Below are 23,156 nucleotides of genomic sequence, written 5' to 3'. Positions count from 1 at the left end.
ACAACGGATCGGCACCCTCCGCGCCGCACCCCGGGCGCGCTGCGCGAGCCTGTGGGCGAGTCTGTGGGAGCGACTTCAGTCGCGACGCGCGCAGCCGGACGGTCTGCGGACATCGGACCGCCGCCGGTGTTGGCGCAGCGCGATGGTGCGTGGAACTGCGCCGGCGGGCGCGTGCAGCGATCGTGCCCGGCGCGATCGCGACCTTGCGATGGCGCTAGCGCGCCGGCTTGCGCTTGACGTACAGCTGCTTGCGCGTGCGCGCCACCACCTCGCCCTGCGCGTCGAGGATCTCGTTGTCGAACCAGCGCAGGTATTTCTCGCCGCCGGCGGTGGCGGTCCGCATTTCGTCCAGCATCGCCTCGTCCAGGCGGAACTGCGCGCTCACCGTGCCGCGCCCCGGGCGCACGAACTCGATGCTGCCGGCCTTGTCCCAGACGTAGTAGGCGCCGCCCAGGTTCTGCATCGCCAGCAGCATCCAGAACGGATCGGTCATGGCGAACAGGCTGCCGCCGAAATGGGTGCCGACGTAGTTGCGGTTCCACGGCCGCATGCGCAGCTCGACCCGCGCGTAGCGGTAGTCGGCGCTCAGTTCCGCCAGGTGGATGCCGGCGAACAGGAACGGCGGCCACAGGTTCAGGCCCAGGCGGAACAGGGAGGCTTTCATGGCGGATCGCGGGACGGACGAAGCGGCGAGCTTACCATTCGCATGAGTATGGTGCGGCCGGCCGCAGGCGCCAGCGAGGACGGCCGCCCGAATTCCGCGCGGGGTGCGCTACGCAGCGTGGCGTTTTCAACTGGCGCGACGACGGCAGCGGGCACCACTCGCGCCATCCACTCCCGTGTTTCTGCGCTGCCTGCGCGCCCTAGCAGCGCGCAGCGATGTCACCGCGTCGCCAGGCCCTGGCCGGGCACGCTGCACGCATAGCCGTCGCGTCCGGCGGTCTTGGCCCGGTACAGCGCCGCGTCGGCCTGGGCGAAGAAGTCGCGGTCGCGGGTGTCCGCATCGACCGTGGTGCTGTGCACGCCGAGGGTGACGGTGATCGGCACCGGGCCCTGCGGTCCGGGCACGGTCAGCTGGCGGATGTCCTCCAGCAGCGCTTCGGCGATCTGGCGCGCGTCGTCCAGCGCGGTGTCGGGCAGGATCATCGCGAATTCGTCGCCGCCGAAGCGCGCGGCCACGTCGTGCGCGCGCCGCGCGTGGCGTGCGACCGCCGCGGCGACCAGGGTCAGCGCGCGGTCGCCGCTGTGGTGGCCGAGGGCGTCGTTGTAGCGCTTGAAGTGGTCGACGTCGACGACGATCAGGGTCAGCGGCTTGCCGCTGCGCTGCGCCATCGCCAGTTCCTGGCGGAACGCGAGCTCGAAGCTGTGGCGGTTGGCCAGGCCGGTGAGGCCGTCGCGGTGCGCCTGGCGCTGCCAGTGCGCGATGCGCAGGCCCAGCCAGCAGGCCGATACCAGGGTCACCGCCGCCAGGCACGCGGTCGGCGCGAACCAGCGGCCGCTGGCCAGCGTCCACAGCAGGCTGCAGGCCAGGATCAGCGCCAGCATGACCGGCAACCCCAGCCACGGCCAGCGCCGGTGGCGGGCCGAATAGGTCATGCCGAGCACGGCGAGCAGGGCCAGCAGCGCCGAGGCGCCGATCTGCTGGTGTTTGGACAACGGCGTGATCGCATGCCCGCCGAGCAGCATCGCGGCCACGTTGGCCTGGTACTCGGCGCCGTTCATCCAGTTCTCGTGCGACATCGGGGTCAGGAAGCGCTGGCCCAGGCCGGTGGCGCCGACGCCGACGATCACGCGCCGGCCGCGCAGCGCCTGCGGTGGCACGTGCCCTTCCAGCACGTCGACGTAGGACAGCTGCGGGAAGCTGCCGGGCGGTCCGGCGTAGCGGATCCCGACGTAGTTGTCGCGATGCCAGCGGTACGGCATCGCGTCCGCGGCCGGTCCGGCACGGTCGGACGCCAGGCCGGGCCATGGCGGGGCGAGCCCGGCCAGGGCCACGCCCAGCGCCGGCCAGTGCGCACTGCCCAGGCCGGCGCGCAGGTAGATGCCGCGCGAGACGCCGTCGGCGTCGATCTCGATGTCGGTATGCGCCAGCCCGGCCGCGGCGCGGGCGATGACCGGCACCGGCAGCAGTTCCTGCGGCATCTCGCCGGCATCGGTGCTGCTGGTGGTCACCGACAGCACGGTGTTGCCGTTGCGGCGCAGCGCCGCGGCCAGCCGCGCGTCGTTGTCCGGATCGGCCTGGTCCGATTCGCTCAGCACCAGGTCCAGCGCCACGCGCTTGACGCCGGCCTCGCTCAGCCGGTCCAGCAGCCGCGCGTGGGTGCTGCGCGGCCACGGCCATTGCCCGAGCGCCTGCAGGCTGCGGTCGTCGATCATCACCAGCACCACGCTGGAATCGGGCGTGTAGCGCCAGTGCGTCACCAGCGTGTCGTAGAACGTGTTGTCCAGCCGCCACAGGCCGTCGGACAGGCTGAAACCGGCGGCCAGCAGTGCCGCCGCCGTGGCCGCAAGCCAGCGCAGCGGCGTGGGCGCCTTCACAGCAGCAGCCACAACAGCAGCGCGCCGGCGCCGCCGCCCAGATAGCAGCCCCGGCACGGCAGCGCGATCGTCTGGGTCGGCGAGAACGGCGCCGCGTACCCGTCGTCGTCGACCTGCTGCACGCGGACGTACCAGGTGCCGCCGCGCGGACGCGGCAGCGAGATCTGCGGGGTGTCCAGGGTGCGGTCGAGCAGCAGCGGCGCGCCGAAGTCCGGCTTGCGCGCGATCTGCACCCGGTAGCGCTGGCCCGGCTCGCCGGCCTGCCAGCGCAGGGTCAGCTGGCCCTTGGCCGCTTCCGGCGGCTGCAGCGACGGATCCGGCGGCGCGTCGCTGATCCGCAGCAGCAGCGGCTGCCCGAACGGGCCCTGGCGCCCCTGCGCATCGCGCGAGGCCACGCGCCAGTAGTAGTCGCCGGGCGGCAGCGGCAGTGGCGCGCGCAGCCGGGTGGCGTCGGTGGCGCGTTCGAACAGCAGGTCGTTGAACTGCGCGTCGCGGGCCAGCTGCAGCACGGTGGCGCTGGCGTCGGCGCTGCGGGTCCATTCGAAACGCGGATGCGGCGTGCGCACCTGCTGCTGTTGCAAGGGCTGCAGCGTCAGCGGCGGCAATGGCGTCGCCCACACCTGCAGCGCCCGTTCGGCGTCCTCGCCTTCCACGCCGGTGGCGGCGATGCCGCGCACCAGCACCAGCAGGCGGCCGGCCGGCAGATCGTCCAGCGCGATCTGCGCCTGCGCGGTCTGCCGCGCGAAGCGCAGCACCTGGCGGCGCTCGGCGTCCACCGCTTCGACCCGGTAGGCGGTCGCGCCCGGCAGCGGCTGCCAGGCCAGCAGGTACGGTGCGCGGTCCAGGCGGCTGCGCTGCTCGTCGAGCACCGGCGCGGGCAGCAGCCGCTCGGGCTGCGGCGAGCCGTCGGCGGCCATGCGCGCGGCCTCGCCGGGCTGCAGCAGCTGCCGGCCGTGCGGATTGGCGACCTGCACCACGCCGTGCAGCACCTCGGTGGCGGCCAGCTGGCCGTCGCCGCCGGCGGCGGCACGGAAGCGGGTGCCGCGCACGCTGCTGGTGCCGGCCGGGGTCTGGATGATGTAGCGCGAGGCCGGGCCCTGGGCCGGGGCCACCTCGTTGCTGGCGCGGCCCTGTTCCAGCCGCACCCGCGTATCGACCATGCCGGTGGCGCCGTAGCGGGCCAGCTGGTCGAAGCGCACGCGGCTGTTCTCGCGGATCTGCATCTGCGAGCCGTCGGCGAACTGCACGGTCACGCTGGCCTCGGCCGCGGTCTGCAACGTGGTGCCGATCGGCAGCAGCATGCCCTCCTGCACCGGCGCCGTCGCATTGCCGATGCCGAGCACGGTGGCCGCGCCGCGCAGCGCGATCACCCGCGCCGGGGCCGGTTGCACCCGCAGCCAGGCGATGGGGAAGCGCAACGGCTGCCCCGGCGGCAGCGCATAGGGATCGGCCACGCCGTTGTGCCGGCCCAGGCGCTGCCAGTCCAGGCCGGGCTTGAGGTAGAGGTCGCGCAGCTGCCACAGCGTATCGCCGGGGCGGACCCGGTAGACCCAGTCCTGCGCCGCGGCCAGCGGCGCGGCCGCCAGGCCCGCGCAGGCCAGCAGCAACAGGACCAGAAGGCGCCAAGCGGGCAGCGGCAGGCGGCGCGGGAAGGGGGTGCGGTGGTGGCTGCTCAACGTCTCGCCCTGGCAAGGACCGGGTACGCGACGCCGGACGGGCCGGGCCTGTGGTTTCCCCCTGGTCGTGATGTCGCGGAGGGAGCCGGACGACTCGTCCGGCCACCGGGTGGCCGAACCGCGGAATCATCGCCGCCCGATCCCGTCCGTGACCTGAATCTCAGAATAGCAGCGCGGACATCTTACGCCGATAACGCCCGACCAGGTCCTCGTCCTCGATCACCCGGAACGCGTCGATCAGCGACTTCTTGGCCAGGCCGTCCTCGAAACTGCGGTCCTGGCGCAGCATCTCCAGGAACTGCTCCAGCGCCGCCTCGTCCTCGCCGGCGACCAGGCGCTGCACGCCCAGCAGGTGGCGCGCCTTGAGGTCGGCCGGGTCCTGCGCGATCGCCGCCTGCAGCGTCTCCACCGGCGGCGCCGACTGCAGCGCGCCGACGAAGCCCAGCCGCGCCCGCGCGCGCACCGCGCGCTCGTCGGTGGCCAGGTTGGCCGGCAACGCGTCGATCAGCGTCTCGGCCTCGGCGGCGGCGCCGGTCTTCACCAGCGCCAGCGCCAGGTCCAGCTTCAGTTCGTCCTTGTCCGGCTCGGCCGCCACCGCCTCGCGCAGGCGCGACACCTCGGCCTGCGGGTCCAGCGGCGCGGCGGGGGCGTCGTCCTGCGCCGCGGCCGGCGCCGGCAGCGGCACGATGCCGTGCTGGTTCAGGAACTCGCGCAGCTGGCCTTCGGGCATGGCGCCGGGGAAGCCGTCGACCAGTTGCCCGTCCTTGACCAGGAACACGGTCGGCACCGACCGGATCTGGAAGGCGGCGGCGATCTGTTGCTCCTGGTCCACGTCGACCTTGGCCAGCTCGAACGCGCCGTGGTACTCGGCGGCCAGCTTCTCCAGGATCGGGCTCAGGGTCTTGCACGGGCCGCACCAGGGCGCCCAGAAATCCACCAGCACCGGGGTCTGCAGCGATTTCTGCAGCACCTCGGCTTCGAAGGTCTCGGTCTTGGCGTCGAAAACGTGGGGCATGTCGGACATGGGGGCATCGTGGAGGCGAAGAAGATGGCTTCTATGGTGACAGACCGGCGGCGGCGCAAGGGCGCCACCGGCGCCGCCGCATGCGCCGCGGCGCGAGGCGCCACCCTGGAAGGACGGCCGCCCCGCGCCGCAGGTGCCAGCCGCGGCGGCAGCGGCGACAATGGGCGCTTGGCGCGCCGCGGTGGCGTGGCGGCGCGGATGCCGGGAGACGAGGTGGCGAACCGATACGATCAGGCGCTGCGCTATGCAGGGCCGTTGCTGGCGATGGCCGCGGTGGCCGCGGTGCTGGGCTTCGGGCTGGCGCTGCCGGGCTACCTGCCGTGGTCGCACCCGGTGGCCTTGCTCGGCGCGCGCGGGATGCCGCACGCCTGGGCGTTCGACCTGCTCGCGTTCGTGCTGCCCGGGGCGCTGGCCGCGCTGCTGGCGCTGCGCCTGCTGCGCCGTGCCGGCCGCGGCGCGCCGTGGGCGCTGCGCGTCGGCGGGCAGGTGCTGCTGCTGGCCGGGCTGGCCTTCGCCGGCATGGGCCTGTTGCCGCTGGACCCGGCCGACCTGGAATCGCGCGCCACCCGGCTGCATGCCAGCGCCTGGCTGCTATGGGTGGTGGCGCTGGCGGCGGCGGCGAGCCTGCTGGCGGCCGGCGCCTGGCGCCGGCCCGGCGCGCGCGGCTGGGCGCGGACCGCGCTGGCGGTGGCGGTGCTGGCCGCGCTCGGCGCGTTCGCGCTGGACGCGCTGCTGTCGGCGGCGGTGGCGCAGCGGCTGGTGTTCGCGCTGTGGTGGGCCTGGCTGGCGCTGCTGGCCTGCCGGCCCGGCCCGTACGCGGCGCCGCGGCGCGGCTGAAGCGGCCCGCGGCTGCGCACTCGGCGTCCATTGCCGGCGCTGGCGCATGCCGCCCCGGATTGGCCGGCGCGCCACGGCGCCCGCCGCGGCCTGCGGGGTTTTGCCCGCCACGGGCGCGCTGGCGGCCATGCGCGCGCCCGCGCGCGCCGCGTTCGGGCAGGTGCGGCCGGCGCCGCCCGTCGCCGGGATTGGAGCCGCTTCCTGCGCTGCGGTACCCTTGTCCGCTTTGTTGCCGCCTGGCCCTTGCCCGTCTCCATGTCCGCCGTCGAGCCCACCGCCTACGACCCGCAGCAGGTCGAATCGTCCGCCCAGCAGTTCTGGGACGCCACCCGCGCCTTCGAGGTCAACGAGACCTCCGACAAGCCGAAGTTCTACTGCCTGTCGATGCTGCCGTACCCGTCCGGTGCGCTGCACATGGGCCACGTGCGCAACTACACGATCGGCGACGTGATCAGCCGCTACCAGCGCATGACCGGCAAGAACGTGCTGCAGCCGATGGGCTGGGACGCGTTCGGCCTGCCGGCCGAGAACGCGGCGATCAAGAACAAGACCGCGCCGGCCAAGTGGACCTACGCCAACATCGAGCACATGCGCAGCCAGCTCAAGTCGCTGGGCTACGCGATCGACTGGTCGCGCGAGTTCGCCACCTGCCGGCCCGAGTACTACGTGCACGAGCAGCGCATGTTCACCCGGCTGATGCGCAAGGGCCTGGCCTACCGCCGCAACGCGGTGGTGAACTGGGACCCGGTCGACCAGACCGTGCTGGCCAACGAGCAGGTCATCGACGGCCGCGGCTGGCGCTCCGGCGCGCTGGTGGAGAAGCGCGAGATCCCGCAGTGGTTCCTGCGCATCACCGATTACGCGCAGGAACTGCTGGACGGCCTGGACCAGCTGCCGGGCTGGCCGGAATCGGTCAAGACCATGCAGCGCAACTGGATCGGCCGCTCCGAGGGGCTGGAGATCCAGTTCGAGGTGCGCGACGCCGACGGCGCGGCGCTGGATCCGCTGCGCGTGTTCACCACCCGCCCGGACACGCTGATGGGGGTGACCTTCGTCTCCATCGCCAGCGAGCATCCGCTGGCGCTGCATGCGGCCAAGTCCAACCCGCAGCTGGCCGCGTTGCTGGCCGAGCTGAAGCAGGGCGGAGTGTCGGAGGCGGAACTGGAGACCCAGGAAAAGCGCGGCATGGACACCGGCCTGGTGGCGGTGCATCCGGTCAGCGGCGAGCGGGTGCCGGTGTGGGTCGCCAACTTCGTGCTGATGGGCTACGGCACCGGCGCGGTGATGGCGGTGCCCGGCCACGACCAGCGCGATTTCGAGTTCGCCACCAAGTACGCGCTGCCGATCCGCCAGGTGATCGCGCTGAAGGCGCCGAAGAACGACGACGAGCGCACCTACGATCCGACCCGCTGGCAGGACTGGTACGGCGACAAGACCCGCGAGCTGGAACTGGTCAACTCGGCCGAGTTCGACGGGCTGGACCACTACGGCGCGTTCGAGGCGCTGGCCGAGCGCTTCGAGCGCAAGGGCCAGGGCCAGCGCCGCATCAACTACCGGCTGCGCGACTGGGGCGTCAGCCGCCAGCGCTACTGGGGCTGCCCGATCCCGGTGATCTACTGCGCCAGCTGCGGCGCGGTGCCGGTGCCGGAAGACCAGTTGCCGGTGCTGCTGCCGGAGAACGTGGCGCTGAGCGGCACCGGTTCGCCGCTGAAGACCGACCCGGAGTGGCGCAAGACCACCTGCCCGCAGTGCGGCGCGGCGGCCGAGCGCGAGACCGACACCTTCGACACCTTCATGGAGTCGAGCTGGTACTACGCGCGCTACACCTCGCCCGGCGCCAAGGACATGGTCGACAAGCGCGGCAACTACTGGCTGCCGGTGGACCAGTACATCGGCGGCATCGAGCACGCGATCCTGCACCTGATGTACTTCCGCTTCTTCCACAAGCTGCTGCGCGACGCGCGCCTGGTCGACAGCGACGAGCCGGCGACCAACCTGCTGACCCAGGGCATGGTGATCGCCGAGACCTTCTACCGGCACAACCCGGACGGTTCCAAGGACTGGATCAATCCCGCCGACGTGGACGTGCAGCGCGACGACAAGGCGCGCGTGGTCGGCGCGGTGCACAAGGCCGACGGGGAGCCGGTGCAGATCGGCGGCACCGAGAAGATGTCCAAGTCCAAGAACAACGGCGTGGACCCGCAGGCGATGGTCGGCAAGTACGGCGCCGACACGGTGCGCCTGTTCTCGATGTTCGCCGCGCCGCCGGAGCAGTCGCTGGAGTGGAACGAGGCCGGCGTGGACGGCATGGCGCGGTTCCTGCGCCGGCTGTGGGCGCAGGTGCACCGGCATGCCGCCGACGGCGCCGCGCCGCCGCTGGATGCGGCCGCGCTCGGCGCCGAGCACAAGGCGATCCGGCGCAAGACCCACGAGACCATCGGCAAGGTCGCCGACGACTACGGCCGCCGCCACAGCTTCAACACCGCCATCGCCGCGGTGATGGAGCTGACCAATGCGCTGGCCAGGTTCGACGACGCCAGCGCGCAGGGCCGCGCGGTGCGCCAGGAAGCGCTGGAAGCGGCGGTGCTGCTGCTCAACCCGATCACCCCGCATGCCAGCCATGCGCTGTGGCAGGCGTTGGGCCATGCGCCGACGCTGCTGGAAGACCTGCCGTTCCCGCAGCCGGACCCGGCCGCGCTGGTGCGCGACGCGCTGACCCTGGCGGTGCAGGTCAACGGCAAGCTGCGCGGCACCATCGAGGTGGCCGCCGACACCCCGCGCGAACAGATCGAGGCGCTGGCCCAGGCCGAGCCGAACACCGCCAAGTTCCTGGAAGGCCTGAGCATCCGCAAGATCATCATCGTGCCGGGCAAGATCGTGAACCTGGTGGCGGCGTGAGCCGGCGCGCCGCGGTCGCCGCCGGCGCGCGCCGCGCCCCGGCGCCGTGTCCGGCGCGCGGCGCGGCGCTTCTCAACCCTCGTTCACGCGGCATCCGGCAGGCTAGCCGCCTGTTGCCGCGCCCAGCCGGCTCCTCCAGACTGTGTCCATGACCCGACTCCTGCTCGCCCTCGTCCTCGCGACGTCCCTGACCGCCTGCGGCTTCCACCTGCGCGACAAGCTGACCCTGCCGGCCGGCACGCCCTCGGTGAAGGTGGTCTCCTCGGCGCCGTACAGCGAGCTGGTCAAGTTGCTCGAGCGCGGCCTGCGCGCGGCCGGCGCGGAGATCGCGCCGAAGGACGTCAACACCGGCGTGGCGCGCCTGGAAGTGCTGTCCGAGCGCTGGGGCGACCTGCCGATCGCGCTCGACGCCGAAGGCCGCGCGCAGGAATACAGCCTGCGCTACGCGGCGATCTTCGTGTTCCGCCGCGCCGACGGCAGCGTGCTGGTGCCGCAGCAGGTGATCGAGCTGTCGCGCGACTACGTGTCGCCGCCGACCGACGCCACCGGCACCACCACCGAGCGCGAGATCCTCGCCGACGAATTGCGCCGCGAGATGTCGGCCTCGATGCTGCGCCGGATCGACAGCGTGGTGCGCGCCGAAGTGCGCGACGGCAAGAACGTCAACGCCGCGCCGCCTGCGGCCACCGGCACGCCGGTCGAAGGCACGCCGGCGACCACGCCGCAACCTTGACCGGCCGGGTCATGCCGCCGCCCGGGGCCGGCGGCGCAACGCCTGCGCGCTCCTGCGCCACGGCGCCGCACGCCTCCAATCGCCAGCCCGCCGGCGACGGACGCGCCCGCCCGATCCCCGGATGCGGCGGCAGCGCCGCTCCCAACCGCGCCGACTCGGCGTAGGCTGCCGCCATGGAACTGCGTCCCGAACAACTCGCCACCCAGCCGGCCTCGCAGCCGCTGCACCCGGTCTACCTGATCGCCGGCCCGGAAACCCTGCGCGTGCTCGAGGCGGCCGACGCGGTGCGCGCCCGCGCGCGCGCCGAAGGCATCGGCGAGCGTGAGGTGTTCGACGCCGACGGCCGCGAGTTCGACTGGAGCCAGCTGTATTCCAGCTTCAACGCGCCGAGCCTGTTCAGCCCGCGCCGGCTGATCGAACTGCGCCTGTCCAGCGGCAAGCCCGGCAAGGAGGGCGCCGAGGTGCTCGGCGCGTTCTGCGCCGACCCGCCGCCGGACGTGGTGCTGCTGATCACCTGCAACGAGTGGAGCAAGGCGCACCAGGGCAAGTGGGCCGACGCGATCGGGCGCATCGGCGTGATCGCGGTGGCCTGGGCGATCAAGCCGCACGAGCTGGGCGACTGGATCGAGCGCCGCCTGCGCAGCAAGGGCCTGCGGGCCGACGCCGGCGCGGTGCAGCGCCTGGCCGAACGGGTCGAGGGCAACCTGCTGGCGGCCGCGCAGGAGATCGACAAGCTGGCGCTGCTGGCCGACGGCCATAGCCTGGACGTGGCGGCGATGGAGTCGCTGGTCGCCGACGCCGCGCGCTACGACGTGTTCCGCCTGGCCGAGGCCACCCTGGCCGGGCAGGCGCCGGTGGTCGGGCGCATGCTCGCCGGCCTGCGCGCCGAGGGCGAAGCGGTGGCGGCGCTGCTGCCGATCCTGATCAAGGAACTGCTGCGCACCGCGGCGCTGGCCAAGGTCCAGGCCGCCGGCGGCAACCTGGCCGCGGAGATGAAGGGGCAGGGCATCTGGGAGTCGCGCCAGGCCCCGTTCAAGCGCGCCCTGCAGCGGCATGCCGAACCGCGCCGCTGGGAACGCTTCGCCGCCGAGGCCGGGCGCATCGACCGCATCGCCAAGGGCCGCGCCGACGGCGACGCCTGGGTCGCGCTGGAGCGTCTGCTGCTGGCGATCGCCGAGGCGCGGGCGGTGCGGTTGCTGGTGGTATGACGGCCGGGATACGGGATTGGGGATCGGGGATCGGCAACGGCGGCGCTGCGAGGGTGGCGGGTGCCAGCGCTGCTGACGGATCCCCAATCCCGAATCCCGAATCCCGGCCTCTCCACCTGATCTACGGCGGCACCTTCGACCCCATCCACAACGGCCACCTGGCGATCGCGCGGGCCGCGCGCGATGCGTTCGGGGTGCCGGTGCGGCTGATGCCGGCGGCCGATCCGCCGCATCGCGCCGCGCCCGGGGCCGATGCGCGGCAGCGCTGCCGGATGCTGGCGCTGGCGATCGCCGACGAGCCGGGGCTGCTGCTGGACCGGCACGAACTGCAGCGCGCGCTGGCGCAGCCGGGCGTGGCCTCGTACAGCATCGACACGGTGCGCGAACTGCGCGCCGAACTCGGCGCCGGCGCGCCACTGGCGCTGCTGATCGGCGCCGACAGCTTCGTCGGGTTCACTAGCTGGCGCGACTGGCGCAGCCTGCTCGACGCGGCGCATCTGGTCGTGGCCGACCGCGCCGGCAGCGGCTGGGAACGCGCGCTGCCGGCCGAACTGGCGCAGGCCGTGGCGGGACGCTGGGCGGCCTCGCCGCAGGCGCTGGCGGCCGCGCCGGGCGGCCGGCTGTGGTGCCTGCGGCAGCCGCTGCGCACCGAATCGGCCAGCCAGGTGCGCGCGCGCATCGCCGCCGGCGGCGACTGGGCGGGACTGGTGCCGGCGCCGGTCGCGGACTACATCCGCGCCGCCGGCCTGTATGCGCCGGCCGCGGCCGGCGCCAGCTGAATACGCGGCTTCGCGCAGTTCCCTATAATTCGCCCCATTCCATCGAGTTCGCACCTTTGTCCAGCCAACAAGCCCACGTCATCAAGACCCAACTGCCCAACCCGCCGCCGCCGTTGCCGGTGCTGCTGGCCCACGTCCGCAACGCGCTCGAGGAACTCAAGGCCAAGGACGTGGTGGAAATCGACGTGCGCGGCAAGTCCAGCGTCACCGACTACATGATCGTCGTCTCCGGCACCTCCACCCGCCACGTCAAGTCGATCGCCGACGAAGTGATCAAGTACGCCAAGAAGCTGGACGTGATGCCGCTGGGCGTGGAGGGCGAGCGCGAGGCCGAGTGGGTGCTGGTCGATCTCGGCGACGTGGTGGTGCACGTGATGCTGCCGCGGGTGCGCGAGTTCTATGCGCTGGAGCGGCTGTGGACGGTCGGCGACCAGCCGCCGGGCGATGCGGACGACGCCGAGCGCGATGCCTGATCCCACGCACCGGCGCGATGACGCGCCGGTCGCGGATGCGATGCCGGAGCGGATGCTGTCGGCCGTGCTGCCGGCCGCCGGCAGCATGCTGCGCAGCGCCGAAGGCCTGCGCTTCGACACGCTGGTGCTGCAACTGGAACGCTGCCGGGGCGAACTCGCCGCCTGGCGCGAGGCCTTGCCGCGCTGGCAGCAGCGCTTCCACGAACAGGTGCAGCCGCTGTTGCAGCGGCGCGATGCGCTGCACGCCGAGCGCGTGCTGGCGCTGGATGCGCTGTGCATGGCGCACAAGCCGGGCAAGGCCGATCGCGCCGCGCTGTCGGCGCAGATCTGCATGCTGGCCGCGCCGCTGATCGAGCATGCCGGCCTGCCCGAACTCAAGCCGCTCTACGACCGCCACGCGGACGTGCCGTTCGACCAGTACATCGCCGCCTCGGACGCGGCGCTGCGGGCGATGATCGCCGCGCATTTCGGCGAGGACGCCGACGCGCTGCCGTACCTGGCCACGCCGCAGGCGCTGTTCGAGCGGCTGCAGCAGCGGCGCCGGCAGATCCAGGCCGCGGCCGCGTCGCGCAAGGCGAAGAAGGCGCAGCGCGCCGCGGCGTCGGCGCCCGCGCCGGCGTTCGATCCGCAGGCTGCGCTGCGCGAGCTGTACCGCAGGCTGGCCGCGACCCTGCATCCGGACCGCGAGGCCGACCCGCAGCAGCGCGAGCGCAAGACCATGCTGATGCAGCGGCTCAACGCGGCCTACGCCGATGCCGACCTGCTCGGCCTGCTTGAGCTGCAGGCGCAGGCCGGCCAGCTGGACGCCGCCGCGTTCGCGGCGATGGCCGAACCCCGCATCGCCCGCTACAACCGCATGCTCGGCGAACAGTTGCAGGCGGCGCAGGACGAGCTGCGCCGCACCGATGCCGCGTTCAAGGCCGACTACGCCGTGTTCGGTACGCGCCGGCTCAAGCCTGAGCGGCTGCAGGCGGCGATGGCCGAGCTCAAGCGCGCGCTGCAGGACGAGATCGACGAGCTGGCCGAGGATCTGCGCGCACTGCGGCAGGAGCCGTCCCTGCGCCACTGGCTCCGGCGCCAGCACGCGCAGCCGCCCGAGCAAACGCGCGAAGCGCTGCTGTTCCAGGCCATGCTGGACGACGCGCAGCGCGACGACTAGGCGCGCCCTCGATCGCGCACCGAGACGTGCGCGAATGCCGCGCGGCATCAGCTGGTTCGATCGCTCCTGCAACGTATCGGCTGCGAGTACCCGCGCCGCAGCTGCCTGCCCGCCGCGTTGTGTCTCCGCCAGAGTGCTCGGCCGGGCGGATCGGCGCCGCGTCGCGCGCCGCCCGCCGGCACGACCAGGACGGCGGCGCCTTGCCGGCGCCGTCGTCGTGTGCAGCGGCCGCGATCGCGCGTGCGACCGCGACGTGGGCACCGGACCGTTTACAGCGGCCCGCGCTCCCAAGGCCCGGTGATCGCCACGGTGATGCCCGGGGTCTGGATGTTGACGAACAGCGTGCGCGCCAGCGGATCCCAGCACGCGCCGCAGAACTCGCTGTCGCGGTAATCGCCCTCGGCGACGGTCTTGCCGGCATTGGCCAACTGGGTGGAGGTCAGCGCGATGTTGTTCTTGGCCAGGTAGAACGATTCGCCGGCGCGGGTCAGGCCGATCAGCCGCGAGCCGGGGCCGTATTCGTCCGGACTCTCGCCGCCGTCCTCGCACAGCACCACGCCGCCGCGCGCGCTGACGGTGACGTTGTCCGGGTTGTGCGCGGCCAACTGGTCGCCGCTGACGAACAGCGCCTCGAGCCGCTGGCGCAGCAGGTCCAGCACCCAGACCGCGCCGTTGCCGCGGCCCTTGCGTCCCTGCGCGTCGGTGCCGGTGCTGGTGTCGACGATGAACATCTTGCCGTAGCTGTACCAGATGCCTTCGCCGCGGCTCATCCGCAGCGCACCCTCGCTCCAGGCCTGCGCGAACGGCCCGCTCAGAGTCTCGCCGGCGCCGATGTCGGCGAAGCCGCTCGGCGCGACGATGCTGTCCAGGTCCGGCTCGGGGATGTCGACCCACTCCAGGTCGTAGGTTTGCCCGACCGCGGCCACGGTGAGGTCGGCGTTGCGCCGGCCCTTGACCCGCGCCGCCTGCAGGCGGCCGCCGTTCTCCAGCGAACCGTAGCGGCCGCGGCGGTCGTTGGGGACGAAGCGGTACAGCCCGGCCTTGTTGCGGTCGTCCTCGGTCAGGTAGACGATGCCGGTGCGCGGGTCCACCGCCACCGCCTCGTGGCTGAAGCGGCCCAGGCCCTGCAGCGGGCGGCCGCTGGTGCGTTCGCTGTCCGGGTCCACCTCGAACACGTAGCCGTGCTTGCGGCCGCTGCTGGACAGCGCATCGCTCTTGATCTCCTCGCAGCTCAGCCAGGTGCCCCACGGCGTCGGGCCGCCGGCACAGTTGACCAGGGTGCCGCCCAGGCTCGGCTCCAGGCGGTCCCAGCGGCCGTTGCGGAAGCTCAGCGTGGTGGTGCCGCCGCCGGCGGGCTGGCCGTCGGCGACGATGCCGGTGTCGTACATCGCCGGCGCCCGGATCGGCGCGGTGGCGCCGCGTTCGTGGTTGCGGATCAGCACGTATTCCAGGCCGCGATCGTGGCCGTGGCCGTGGCGGTCGTCGCGACCGCCGCCGCGCGCGCGGCGCACCGCGACCACCGCCATGCCGTCGTGGCGATCGGGGCAGGGCTGACCATCGTCCATGCGGTCGCCGCTCCAGGCGAAGGAGCGATAGCTGAAGCCGCGCGGCAGCTGCAGCAGCGGCAGACCGGTGCTGTCGTCGGCGACGGGAGCGAGCGGGCCGTAGCGGCTGGGCACCGGCGACAGCTGCGCGGCGGTGGCGGCATGCGCCTGGCGCGACTGCAAGGCGCCCAGGCTGCCGATGGCGCCCATCGCCATCGCGGCGGCGCTGCTCTTGAGGACGTGTCGGCGGGCGGGGTCGAAGACGTGCATCATGCGGCTCCTGCTGGCTGAGGTGGTCCCGACCCTAGGCAGGCCGTCTAACGCGTGGGTGACACCGCGGTAGACAATTTCCCGGCGCGGCTCCATGCGTGAAGCCGGTGCCGGCGCCGGTGTTGTCGGCCAGGCGAGGCGGGCACCGCCATGCGCCCATGCACGGCGCGCGTCCGCCGCGCCGCCATCGGCGCCGCGGCTATCATGGGCGGATGAAATGCCGACTCATCGCCACCGGCGAACGCGCGCCCGCCTGGGTCGCGCAGGGCTTCGCCGAATACCGCAAGCGCCTGTCGCACTGGCTGCCGCTGGAACTGGTCGAGATCGAACCCGGGCTGCGCGGCAAGGGCCGCGACGCGCAGCGCGCGATCGAGGACGAAGGCCGCCGCGTGCTGGCGGCGCTGCCGAAGAATGCGCTGGTGGTGGCGCTGGACGTGCCCGGCAAGGCGCACAGTTCCGAGCAGCTGGCGCAGCGCATGGAGCACTGGCGCGGGCAGGGGCGCGACCTGGCGCTGCTGATCGGCGGCCCCGAAGGCCATTCGCCGGAAGTGCTGGCCGTGGCCAGCGAATCCTGGTCGCTGGGGCCGCTGACCCTGCCGCACATGCTGGTGCGCCTGGTGGTCGCCGAGCAGCTGTACCGCGCCGCGGCGATGCTGGCCAACCATCCCTACCATCGCGCTTGAGTGTTTGAGTGCTTGAGTGCTTGAGGGCGTGCCATGCCCGCCGTGCAGTTTCTCGGATTTGAGGTTTTCCGGATCCCGAACGTCGTAAGGCGATTTGGCGGAGACGGGCTTGCCGGCATCGATGTCGCGTTTCCATGGGTGCCTTGGCATCGCAACCGCTTCGCCGTCCTGTCGCGGCTGAAGCCGCTCCTACAAAATGCGTGAGTCGCCTCTAGGAGCGGCTTCAGCCGCGACAGAAAAAGGCGCGCACCGGCGATGCGTTATTCGCGCGGATTCCGGATGCGAGGTTTTCGACGTGCCGTGAAGCCGAGCAGGTAAGCCGACAGCGGTCGCATGCGGCACCATGTCGCGCGCTATGCCATCGGCATCGACACGCACAAAAAAGCCCGGGCTTGCGCCCGGGCTTCGTGTACAGCGCGACGCGTTCGATCAGTTGAACGTGTACTTCGCGCCCACCGTGAAGTAGCGGCCGACCGCGCCGCTGAAGTGCAGCGGGTTGTAGTTGACGCCGCCGTAGGTGGTCGGATCCAGCGGAGCGATCCGGTCGAACACGTTCTGCACCGAGGCGTTGAGTTCGAACGCATCGGTGATGTTCCAACGGCCGGACAGGTCGAAGGTGGTGAACGAGGCGATCTTCTCCACCGGGCTGCCGTCCGCGTAGAACGCCAGGTAGTCGCCGCCGCGACGGTCCTTGTTCTCGATGCTGGAGATGTAGTTGACGACGCCGCTGACGCTCCAGTTGCCCTGCTTCCAGGTGGTGCCGAAGTTGACGCGGTCCTGCGGGGTGCCGATGCAGTTGGTCACGTCGCAGTTGCCGTGGGTGCCGACGTAGTCGACCGTATCGCCGGCTTCGGTGCGCTCGAACTTGAGCAGGTGGCTCCACTGCAGGTCCATTTCCAGCTGGCCCGGCCCGACCTCGAAGGTCTGGCGAATGTCGGTATCGACGCCGCGCACGCGCGAGGAATTGGCGTTCACGTACGCGGTGTTGACCGCCAGGATGCTGCCGCTGTTGGCCACGCCGCCGATGTCGTTGCTGTCGCGCAGGACGTTGCCGGCGGCGATCGCGGCCTCGGTGCTGCCCTGGGCGATCTCGTTGGTGCGCTTGATCTGCCACGCATCCACGGTCAGCGAAGTGGTGGAGGTCGGCTGCAGCACGAAGCCCACCGAGTAGCTCTTGGACTCTTCCGGCTTCAGCGCCGCGTTCGGACGGGTGATGATCGCCACCGACCGCGCGCCGCACTCGGTCGGATCGATCGCGCAACGCACCGGATCGGATGCATTGGAGAACGCGGACAGGCCACCATCGCCATTCTCGGCCGGGTTCGGCGCACGGAAGCCTTCGGCGTAGCTGGCGCGCAGGGCGATCCAGTCGGCCGGGGTCCACTTCACGCCCAGCTTCGGCGTGGCCTTGCTGTCGCCGCTCTCGTACTTGTCGTAGCGCACCGCCGCCGACAGTTCCAGCTGCTCCAGCACCGGCGCCGACAGTTCGGCGTAGCCGGCGTAGACGTTCTGGGTGCCGTCGTAGGCCGAGTAGCCCAGGCCGATGATGTCGCCGATGTCGGTGAAGGTCTGCGGAGTCAGGCTGTTGCTGGTCTTGCGCCATTCGGTACCCATCGCCAGGCCCAGCGGGCCGCCCTGCAGGTCGGCCAGGCTGCGCGAGACGGTGAAGTTGAACATGTCGAGGCTGGACTTGGCGGTCGCACTGATGGTCGGCGAGATGAAGTCGTACAGCGCCTGCGAGTTCAGGCCGGCGTTGTCGCCGATGCGCCAGGTACCGGCCGCGCAGGCCGGGTTGCCCAGCACGCACTGCACCGCGCTGTTGCGCAGGAAGCCGGTGCGCTTGTTGACCAGGTCGGTACCCGAATGCAGGTAGGCGGTGTCGTAGCTCCACTCGCCCCAGTTGCCCTTGACCCCGACCAGGAAGCGGTTGAACTCGTTGGTGTTGTCGGTCACGCGCGGGCCCACGTCCCAGGCGCTGTAGCGCAGGCGTGCGGCGTAGGGCAAGGGATTGTCGGGATGGCCGTCGTAGAGCACGGTGGCGCGGTCGCCGCTGTTGGTGTTGACCGGGCCGCCGGGAAAGCCCCAGCCACCGGACACGGCGGAAGGGGTATTGGAGAACACGGTCTCCTTCTTCGAGTAGCCGAGTTCGGTGTAGATCTCGCCGCCCTCGCCGAAGGCGAAGCTGGCACGGGCGAACACGTTGACATACTTCTCTTCCGGGCTCAGGTCGCGGTACTGCTGCGCCGGATCCCACAGGCAGCCTTGGTCCTGCGCGGTGGTGTCGTTCTGGCCGGGGATGGTGGTCACGCCGGCGCAGCCGGGCAGGGCGACCAAGTGGCCGGTGTCGTCGAACACCGAGCCGTTCGGGCCGACGCCGCCACGGGTGCCGCCGCTGAGGAACGCGCCGCCCAGGAACTGGGCATCGTTGCCGTAGCCGTAGCGACGGATGTCGCCGGTGCCGATCCACTTGCGGTCCTTGCGGTCGCTGATCTTGATCGCGTCGGACTTGCCCACGTCCAGGCTGAAGAACGCATTCCAGCCATCGTTGGCGAGGTTGCCGGTACCGGCGGTCAGGGTCGCCTTGCGGGTGTCGCCGTCGCTGTCGCCGGACATGCCGTAGGAGCCGCGCAGGATGGCGCCTTCGAAGTCGCTGCGCAGGATGATGTTGACCACGCCGGCGATCGCGTCGGAGCCGTAGATGGCCGAGGCGCCGTCCTTCAGGATGTCGATCCGCTCGACCGCGTCCAGCGGGATGGTGCTCAGGTCGGTGAAGACCTTCTGGCCGTCGTCGGCCAGGCCGTAGGTGGCCATGCGGCGGCCGTTCAACAGCACCAGCGTGGAACCGGCGCCCAGGCCGCGCAGCGAGATGCCGGCGCCGCCGCCGGCGAAGCCGTTGCCGAAGCTCTTGGGAATGGAGCCGGCGCCGTCGGAGGTCAGCGTCTGCAGGTATTCGGCGACCGTCGACTTGCCGGTGCGATCGATTTCCTGGCGCGTGACCACCTGGACCGGGGATGGGGTCTCGGTGTTGGTGCGCGGGATGTTGGAGCCGGTGACGGTGATGCGGTCGAGGTTGGTGGCCGCCTCCTGCGCGAACGCGGCGGGGACGGCGGCAGCGGTGGCGAGGACGCCAGCGACGGACGCGCAAAGGATATGGCGGCGGGTTGCACGCCGTTGGTTCGGGGTGTTCACAGTCTCTCTCCTAACTGGAAGCGCAAGTTTTGATTTCTAATTTTGCTAAAAGCGCCGACACGTGAGGGTCGGCTGAGTGCCATCTAGGTGTATTTAAGGTGAATGAATTGTGAATTTTGAATTAAAGCGGCCCCGGCGCGCGCTTCTGCGCCGGGGCCGGCCCAGCATTCAATGGTCGAGCGAAAAATCCACCGGCACCAGCCCGTACGCCTGAACCGGGACCCCCTGCTGCAATGCAGCATGGAATTTCCAGCGTTTCAGCACCTGCTCGCGCGCGGCCTGGTCGAGGATCCGGTGGCCACTGCTCTTGGCGATGCTGACCTCCAGCGGTTGGCCGTCGACGCCGACCAGCACGCGCAGCAGCACGCTGCCCTGCAGGCCCTCGCGCAACGCGTCGCGCGGGTAGGGCGGGGCCGGCGCGCGCAGGTACTGCAACTGCATGCCGGCGACCGGCGCATTGGCCGGGCCGGGCGGCACGCTGGGCTCGGCCACCGCCGCCGGCGCGGGGTCGGCGGCGGCCGCCGGGAGCGGCGCCGGGCTGGCATCGACCAGCGGCGCCTGTACCGGCGTCGGGACCGGCGTGGCGGTCGGGACCCGTGGCTGGGTGGCGACCGGCTTCCTTTCGGTCGGCACGGTGGGGATCGGCGGTGCGGGGGTGACCGGCACCACCACCGGTTGCTGCCAGCGCGGCTCGGCCTTCGCCGGTTCCTGCGGCGGCGCCACGTGCGAGAGCGGGATCAGCAACAGCAGCAGGGCCAGCAGGTGCAGGCCGATCGCGGCGCTGAGCGCCAGGATGCGGGACAGGTCGATGCCGAACGAGGGAGCGGGGAGTTGCGTGCGAACCATGATCCACCTCCATGATGATGTGCGTCTTGTGGACTTGCGGTACGACCAAACGCGCCAGCGCGGCGGACGGGGTCAAGGCGGCACCCGCCGGCGCTTCCGACATTGAGCCTGTCGCCCTGGACTTGGCAAGCGCCGCATCGGGGCATCGCCGTCCGGACACCGTCCATGGCGGTCGGGCCGGCGTTCCGCAGCAGCGCGCAGGCTCCGCGATGCGCCATGGTTCCGGCGCCGTGCCTGGCGCAGGAACGACGACGGCGCCCGCAGGCGCCGTCGTCGGTACCGCTGGTGCGGCAGGGCTTACTTGCCCAGTTCGAACACTACGTCCAGGTTGACCGACACGCTGCTTTCGCCGGCGGCCACCGGGGTGTCCATCTCCGCCTTCATCGCCATCGCGCGCATCATCGGCACCGGGCGCACGCCACCGCCGCCGCCTTCGGAAATGCTGACGATGCGGCGCACGCGCAGGCCCAGCGACTTGGCGTAGGTCTGCGCGCGGGCCTGCGCCTTCTTCAGCGCATCGACCCGGGCCTGGTCGTACAGCGGTTCCGGATCGTCGATCTCGAAGGTGGGGCCGTTGATCTGGTTGGCGCCCTGCGCGGCCAGCGCGTCGAGCACCTTGCCGAGCTTGGCGATGTCGCGCACCTTCAGGTTGACCGAATTGCTGGCCTGGTAGCCGATGATCTGCGGCGCCTGGTTCTCGGCGTACTTGTACTGCGGGCTGAGGCTGATGCCGCTGGTCTGCACGTCCTTGTCGGCGATGCCGGCGGCGCGCACCGCGGCCAGCACCTTGGTCATCTGCTCGGCGTTCTGGCGCATCGCCGCGGCGCTGTCGACGGCCTGGGTGACCACCCCGGCCGACAGCGTGGCCACGTCCGGCGCATGCTTGGCCTCGGCCTGGGCGGCGATGTTGAGCAGGGTGCCGTCGGCGGGCACGGCGTAGGCCGGCGCGGCGGTCTGGGCATGGGCGGTCATCGTGCCTCCTAGGGCGAGGGTCAGGGCCAGCAGCAGCGGACGGACGGACAATGGACGCATCGGGGTTCTCCTTGAAGAGTGGGGGCGAGGGTGTTGCCGCGACGATGAACGCGTCGTGATGCGCGCCGGGGTTGTGCGCATGGTGCCGGAATTAGCGATCGTTCAGTCAGGCCCGGCGGGTTATCCTTCCGCCATGCTGTATCTCGCTTCCCGTTCCCCCCGCAGAAACGACCTGCTGACGCGCCTGGGCGTGCCGTTCCGGATCCTCGATCTGGAGGTGCCGGAAGAGCGCGCGGCCGGCGAATCGGCGCCCGCCTACGTGCGCCGCGTGGCGCTGGACAAGGCCCGCGCCGGGCTGGCGCAGCTCGGCGGCGCGGCCGACGCGGTGGTGCTCGGCGCCGACACCGAAGTGGTGCTGGACGATCGCGTGTTCGGCAAGCCGGCCGACGCCGACGCCGCGGCGGCGATGCTCGCCGCGCTGTCCGGGCGCACCCACCAGGCGATGACCGCGGTGGCGCTGGTCGGCGCGGCGCGCGAGGAGGTCGTGCTGGTACCGACCGAGGTCAGTTTCGCGGTCCTGTCGGCGCAGGACATCGCCGACTACGTGGCCAGCGGCGAGCCGATGGGCCGGGCCGGCGCCTATGCGATCCAGGGCGGCGCCGAGCGCTTCGTCAGCCGCCTGGACGGCAGCTATTCCGGGGTGATGGGCCTGCCTCTGCATCAAACTTCCCACCTGCTGCGCGCCTTCGGAGTGCTTTGATGTCGCAAGAGATCCTGGTCAACGTCACACCACGCGAGACCCGGGTGGCCGTCATCGAGAACGGCATGCTGCAGGAACTGCACATCGAGCGCGGCTGGCGCCGCGGGGTGGTGGGCAACATCTACAAGGGCCGGGTGCAGCGGGTGATGCCGGGCATGCAGGCGGCGTTCGTCGAGGTCGGGCTGGAGCGCGCGGCGTTCCTGCACGCCAACGACGTGGTGCGGCCGGCGCCGGTGGCCAACGGCGATACCGAGGAGGCGCCGCCGTTGCCGGTGTCCTCGGCGGTGCCGATCGTGGAGCTGCTGCGCGACGGCCAGGACATCGTGGTGCAGGTGGTCAAGGATCCGATCGGCAGCAAGGGCGCGCGGCTGACCACGCAGATCAGCATCCCCTCGCGCTACCTGGTGCTGCTGCCGCAGTCGCGGGTGATCGGGGTGTCGGCGCGGATCGAGGACGAGGCCGAGCGGCTGCGCCTGAAGACCCTGGTCGCCGACCTGGCCGCCAGCCACGGCGGCTTCGGCTACATCATCCGCACCAACGCCGAGGGCCAGCCGGCCGAGGCGCTGGCCGAGGACATCGCCTACCTGTCGCGGGTGTGGAACGTGGTCGAGCGGCGCGGGCGCGAGGGCGCGCCGGCCAGCATCATCTACGAGGACCTGAGCCTGCCGCTGCGCGCGGTGCGCGATCTGATCCGCAAGGACGTGGAGAAGGTCAAGGTCGATTCGCACGAGACCTTCGAGCGCCTGCAGGCGTTCGTCGCCAAGTACATGCCGGTGCTGGCCGAGCGCCTGGAGCTGTACACCGGCGACCGCCCGATCTTCGACCTGTACGGCGTGGAGGACGAGATCGCGCGCGCGCTGGACAAGCAGGTGCCGCTGAAGTCCGGCGGCTACCTGGTGATCGACCAGACCGAGGCGATGACCACCATCGACGTCAACACCGGCTCGTTCCTGGGCCAGCGCAACCTCGAGGAGACGGTGTTCCGCACCAACCTGGAGGCGGCGCAGGCGGTGGCGCGGCAGCTGCGGCTGCGCAACCTGGGCGGCATCATCATCATCGACTTCATCGACATGGACGACGCCGAGCATCGCCGCCAGGTGCTGCGCACGCTGGAGAAGGCCCTGTCGCGCGACCACGCCAAGACCACGGTGTACGAGTTCTCGCCGCTGGGCCTGGTGGAGATGACCCGCAAGCGCACCGTCGAAAGCCTGGAGCGGCAGCTGTCCGAGCCCTGCCCGGAGTGCAGCGGGCGCGGCTCGATCAAGACCGCCGAGACCGTCACCTACGAGATCTTCCGCGAGATCACCCGCGCCGTGCGCCAGTTCGACGCGGCGCGCTTGCTGGTGATCGCCTCGACCAAGGTGGTGGCGCGGATCACCGACGAGGAATCCTCGGCGGTGGCCGAACTGGAGGAATTCCTCGGCAAGACCATCCGCTTCCAGGCCGACGAGCAGTACCTGCAGGAGCAGTTCGACGTGGTGTTGTTGTGAGGCCGGGATTCGGGATTGGGGAGTGGGGATTGGTTGAGCGGCACGATCGCAACCGTCCACTGTCCGCGCGCATCGCC

The 23,156-nt window shown here is 71.5% G+C and carries 19 protein-coding genes; 11 read left to right on the top strand and 8 right to left on the bottom strand.

All coding sequences use genetic code 11. The features are described 5' to 3' along the window. Positions 1-214 precede the first annotated feature (214 nt). From OCJ37_RS13390 to trxA, 4 genes are all read right to left on the bottom strand, one after another. On the bottom strand, positions 215-664 hold the full coding sequence (locus OCJ37_RS13390; RefSeq protein ID WP_263110018.1) for a DUF4442 domain-containing protein: 450 nt from the start codon (positions 662-664) through the stop codon (positions 215-217). Positions 665-882: 218 nt separating this feature from the next. Continuing rightward, positions 883-2,538, bottom strand: a complete 1,656-nt coding sequence (locus OCJ37_RS13385; RefSeq protein ID WP_263110016.1) for a CHASE2 domain-containing protein — start codon at positions 2,536-2,538, stop codon at positions 883-885. Continuing rightward, the gene (locus OCJ37_RS13380; RefSeq protein WP_263110013.1) at positions 2,535-4,214 is read right to left on the bottom strand and encodes a FecR domain-containing protein; all 1,680 of its coding nucleotides are present in this window, start codon (positions 4,212-4,214) and stop codon (positions 2,535-2,537) included. The genes OCJ37_RS13385 and OCJ37_RS13380 overlap by 4 nt, the downstream gene beginning before the upstream one ends. A gap of 160 nt (positions 4,215-4,374) precedes the next feature. Continuing rightward, positions 4,375-5,238, bottom strand: a complete 864-nt coding sequence (gene trxA / locus OCJ37_RS13375; RefSeq protein ID WP_263110012.1) for a thioredoxin — start codon at positions 5,236-5,238, stop codon at positions 4,375-4,377. Positions 5,239-5,502: 264 nt separating this feature from the next. On the opposite strand from trxA, the gene OCJ37_RS13370 reads away from it, so the two are divergent. The 7 genes from OCJ37_RS13370 (at position 5,503) to OCJ37_RS13340 (ending at position 13,325) form a co-directional block, all read left to right on the top strand. Beyond that, positions 5,503-6,075 (top strand): DUF998 domain-containing protein, encoded by a 573-nt coding sequence (locus tag OCJ37_RS13370; RefSeq protein WP_263113688.1) that lies wholly within the window; start codon positions 5,503-5,505, stop codon positions 6,073-6,075. 255 nt (positions 6,076-6,330) lie between these two features. Beyond that, positions 6,331-8,973 carry a leucine--tRNA ligase gene (gene leuS, locus OCJ37_RS13365; RefSeq protein ID WP_263110011.1) on the top strand — a complete coding sequence of 881 codons (2,643 nt, stop codon included), beginning with the start codon at positions 6,331-6,333 and terminating at the stop codon, positions 8,971-8,973. A gap of 148 nt (positions 8,974-9,121) precedes the next feature. Beyond that, complete coding sequence (gene lptE, locus OCJ37_RS13360; protein WP_263110009.1) at positions 9,122-9,706, top strand: LPS-assembly lipoprotein LptE; 585 nt, start codon at positions 9,122-9,124, stop codon at positions 9,704-9,706. Positions 9,707-9,879: 173 nt separating this feature from the next. Beyond that, a complete protein-coding gene (gene holA, locus OCJ37_RS13355; RefSeq protein WP_263110007.1) occupies positions 9,880-10,914 on the top strand; it encodes a DNA polymerase III subunit delta in 1,035 nt (344 codons plus the stop codon). Beyond that, positions 10,911-11,693, top strand: a complete 783-nt coding sequence (gene nadD, locus OCJ37_RS13350; RefSeq protein WP_263110005.1) for a nicotinate-nucleotide adenylyltransferase — start codon at positions 10,911-10,913, stop codon at positions 11,691-11,693. The genes holA and nadD overlap by 4 nt, the downstream gene beginning before the upstream one ends. Positions 11,694-11,749: 56 nt before the next feature. Then, on the top strand, positions 11,750-12,166 hold the full coding sequence (gene rsfS / locus OCJ37_RS13345) for a ribosome silencing factor (RefSeq protein ID WP_263110004.1): 417 nt from the start codon (positions 11,750-11,752) through the stop codon (positions 12,164-12,166). After that, positions 12,159-13,325, top strand: a complete 1,167-nt coding sequence (locus tag OCJ37_RS13340; RefSeq protein ID WP_263110003.1) for a J domain-containing protein — start codon at positions 12,159-12,161, stop codon at positions 13,323-13,325. The genes rsfS and OCJ37_RS13340 overlap by 8 nt, the downstream gene beginning before the upstream one ends. Before the next feature lie 269 nt (positions 13,326-13,594). On the opposite strand, the gene OCJ37_RS13335 is transcribed toward OCJ37_RS13340, so the two are convergent. Continuing rightward, positions 13,595-15,139, bottom strand: a complete 1,545-nt coding sequence (locus OCJ37_RS13335; protein ID WP_263110002.1) for an alkaline phosphatase PhoX — start codon at positions 15,137-15,139, stop codon at positions 13,595-13,597. Positions 15,140-15,351: 212 nt separating this feature from the next. On the opposite strand from OCJ37_RS13335, the gene rlmH reads away from it, so the two are divergent. Together rlmH and OCJ37_RS13325 are read left to right on the top strand one after the other, a co-directional pair. After that, the gene (rlmH, locus tag OCJ37_RS13330; RefSeq protein ID WP_263110001.1) at positions 15,352-15,822 is read left to right on the top strand and encodes a 23S rRNA (pseudouridine(1915)-N(3))-methyltransferase RlmH; all 471 of its coding nucleotides are present in this window, start codon (positions 15,352-15,354) and stop codon (positions 15,820-15,822) included. Positions 15,823-15,855: 33 nt separating this feature from the next. Continuing rightward, positions 15,856-16,026: a hypothetical protein gene (locus OCJ37_RS13325; protein ID WP_263109999.1), complete on the top strand. Its 171-nt coding sequence runs from the start codon at positions 15,856-15,858 to the stop codon at positions 16,024-16,026. A gap of 225 nt (positions 16,027-16,251) precedes the next feature. On the opposite strand, the gene OCJ37_RS13320 is transcribed toward OCJ37_RS13325, so the two are convergent. The 3 genes from OCJ37_RS13320 to OCJ37_RS13310 all read right to left on the bottom strand — a co-directional run bounded on the left by OCJ37_RS13320 (position 16,252) and on the right by OCJ37_RS13310 (position 20,889). Next, a complete protein-coding gene (locus OCJ37_RS13320) occupies positions 16,252-18,972 on the bottom strand; it encodes a TonB-dependent receptor (protein ID WP_263113687.1) in 2,721 nt (906 codons plus the stop codon). Between the two features lie 207 nt (positions 18,973-19,179). Further along, entirely contained in the window at positions 19,180-19,857 is a 678-nt protein-coding gene (locus OCJ37_RS13315; protein ID WP_263109997.1) for an energy transducer TonB, read from the bottom strand. A gap of 297 nt (positions 19,858-20,154) precedes the next feature. Beyond that, entirely contained in the window at positions 20,155-20,889 is a 735-nt protein-coding gene (locus tag OCJ37_RS13310; protein WP_263109996.1) for an SIMPL domain-containing protein, read from the bottom strand. 133 nt (positions 20,890-21,022) lie between these two features. On the opposite strand from OCJ37_RS13310, the gene OCJ37_RS13305 reads away from it, so the two are divergent. Beyond that, on the top strand, positions 21,023-21,589 hold the full coding sequence (locus tag OCJ37_RS13305) for a Maf family nucleotide pyrophosphatase (protein ID WP_263109995.1): 567 nt from the start codon (positions 21,023-21,025) through the stop codon (positions 21,587-21,589). Then, a complete protein-coding gene (rng, locus tag OCJ37_RS13300; RefSeq protein WP_263109994.1) occupies positions 21,589-23,079 on the top strand; it encodes a ribonuclease G in 1,491 nt (496 codons plus the stop codon). The genes OCJ37_RS13305 and rng overlap by 1 nt, the downstream gene beginning before the upstream one ends. Positions 23,080-23,156: the final 77 nt, after the last annotated feature.

The sequence above is a fragment of the Xanthomonas sp. AM6 genome (genome assembly GCF_025665335.1).
Lineage (GTDB): Bacteria > Pseudomonadota > Gammaproteobacteria > Xanthomonadales > Xanthomonadaceae > Xanthomonas_A.
The sequence above is the reverse complement of the archived record's forward strand: the minus strand, read 5'-3'. Positions and strand labels throughout refer to the sequence as shown.

Bases quoted from the DNA above. Each gene is read 5' to 3' on its own strand.
- OCJ37_RS13370 (WP_263113688.1), top strand. From the start codon at position 5,503: ATGGCCGCGGTGGCCGCGGTGCTGGGCTTCGGGCTGGCGCTGCCGGGC.
- OCJ37_RS13310 (WP_263109996.1), bottom strand. From the start codon at position 20,889: ATGCGTCCATTGTCCGTCCGTCCGCTGCTGCTGGCCCTGACCCTCGCC.
- OCJ37_RS13305 (WP_263109995.1), top strand. From the start codon at position 21,023: ATGCTGTATCTCGCTTCCCGTTCCCCCCGCAGAAACGACCTGCTGACG.
- OCJ37_RS13335 (WP_263110002.1), bottom strand. From the start codon at position 15,139: ATGCACGTCTTCGACCCCGCCCGCCGACACGTCCTCAAGAGCAGCGCC.
- OCJ37_RS13340 (WP_263110003.1), top strand. From the start codon at position 12,159: ATGCCTGATCCCACGCACCGGCGCGATGACGCGCCGGTCGCGGATGCG.
- holA (WP_263110007.1), top strand. From the start codon at position 9,880: ATGGAACTGCGTCCCGAACAACTCGCCACCCAGCCGGCCTCGCAGCCG.
- OCJ37_RS13390 (WP_263110018.1), bottom strand. From the start codon at position 664: ATGAAAGCCTCCCTGTTCCGCCTGGGCCTGAACCTGTGGCCGCCGTTC.
- OCJ37_RS13325 (WP_263109999.1), top strand. From the start codon at position 15,856: ATGCCCGCCGTGCAGTTTCTCGGATTTGAGGTTTTCCGGATCCCGAAC.
- lptE (WP_263110009.1), top strand. From the start codon at position 9,122: ATGACCCGACTCCTGCTCGCCCTCGTCCTCGCGACGTCCCTGACCGCC.
- trxA (WP_263110012.1), bottom strand. From the start codon at position 5,238: ATGTCCGACATGCCCCACGTTTTCGACGCCAAGACCGAGACCTTCGAA.
- rlmH (WP_263110001.1), top strand. From the start codon at position 15,352: ATGAAATGCCGACTCATCGCCACCGGCGAACGCGCGCCCGCCTGGGTC.
- OCJ37_RS13315 (WP_263109997.1), bottom strand. From the start codon at position 19,857: ATGGTTCGCACGCAACTCCCCGCTCCCTCGTTCGGCATCGACCTGTCC.
- leuS (WP_263110011.1), top strand. From the start codon at position 6,331: ATGTCCGCCGTCGAGCCCACCGCCTACGACCCGCAGCAGGTCGAATCG.
- nadD (WP_263110005.1), top strand. From the start codon at position 10,911: ATGACGGCCGGGATACGGGATTGGGGATCGGGGATCGGCAACGGCGGC.
- rng (WP_263109994.1), top strand. From the start codon at position 21,589: ATGTCGCAAGAGATCCTGGTCAACGTCACACCACGCGAGACCCGGGTG.